The sequence below is a fragment of the Methanoculleus sp. MH98A genome (assembly GCF_000691865.1).
Lineage (GTDB): Archaea > Halobacteriota > Methanomicrobia > Methanomicrobiales > Methanoculleaceae > Methanoculleus.
Map to the genome: position 1 here is coordinate 1 of NZ_JMIO01000269.1, position 966 is coordinate 966.

1 protein-coding gene is annotated in these 966 nt (G+C 38.6%); it reads left to right on the forward strand.

Features of this window, described 5'->3' with window-relative positions; translation table 11 throughout:
• The first annotated feature begins 111 nt into the window (after window positions 1-111).
• Entirely contained in the window at window positions 112-801 is a 690-nt protein-coding gene (locus tag EI28_RS12930; RefSeq protein WP_048115483.1) for a DUF4145 domain-containing protein, read from the forward strand.
• The last annotated feature ends 165 nt before the right edge of the window (window positions 802-966 follow it).

Here is a 966-nt window from a genome sequence, read left to right on the forward strand (position 1 = left end):
GAAGAGAAAGGGCGGATATCTCGCGGATCTTTCGTATGACATACTCAATTTTAGTTACCGAAGAAAAAGGAAGATTGAATATGCCCATTAGAGAATATCATTTTGATCCCAATGTCCTCTCGCTTTGTTAATCCAGAAAAAGGGTTGAGTGCCTTTAATTGCCCTCACTGTGGTGCATATGCACAACAAGGATGGGGAGTTTTACATTCGATGATTGATTTCCAAAACTTGTCATTTGGAGAATCAGGACCAAAAAACGATCCAAATTCAATAGGGAATTTAGGATTTTTTGTCTCATACTGCTCTCATTGCACTAATATAGCTCTATGGCATGACAATAGCATGATTTATCCATTCTCTGGATTGATTGAGCTACCGAATGACGATATGCCTGAAAATGTTAAAAAAGACTATCTTGAAGCTAGATCAATCTACGCTCAATCTCCAAGAGGCGCCCTCGCGTTACTTCGTTTAGCTCTCCAGAAATTAATGATCTATTTTGGTGAAAAGGGTGAAAATCTTAATGATGATATCGGAAACCTTGTGCAGCAAGGAAAACTGAACCCCCGCGTTCAAAAATTGATGGATTCTATAAGAGTTTTTGGTAGCGAGGCTGTCCATCCACTAGAGATTGACTTATCTGAAGATAACGAGATTACCCCCAAAATGTTCACATTCTTAAATTTAATTGTAGATGATATGATCACCCAAGAAAAAGTAGTCGACTCTATTTACGAAGATATGCCACGGAGAAAAAAGGAAGGGATAGCGAATAGGGATGAACAGAAAGGGAATCCTTAATTGTGTTTTCGAGATTTCAGCATGACAAAACACGGAATATATACCGCCCTTCTTTGAACAGGAGGTTAACTCAATTAATTGCTTGTCAAGCAGAAATCTCCAGTTGCATTTTAAAGAAAACCATAACTTCAAGAAAAAATGCGAGTGGCAGGATTCGAACCTGCG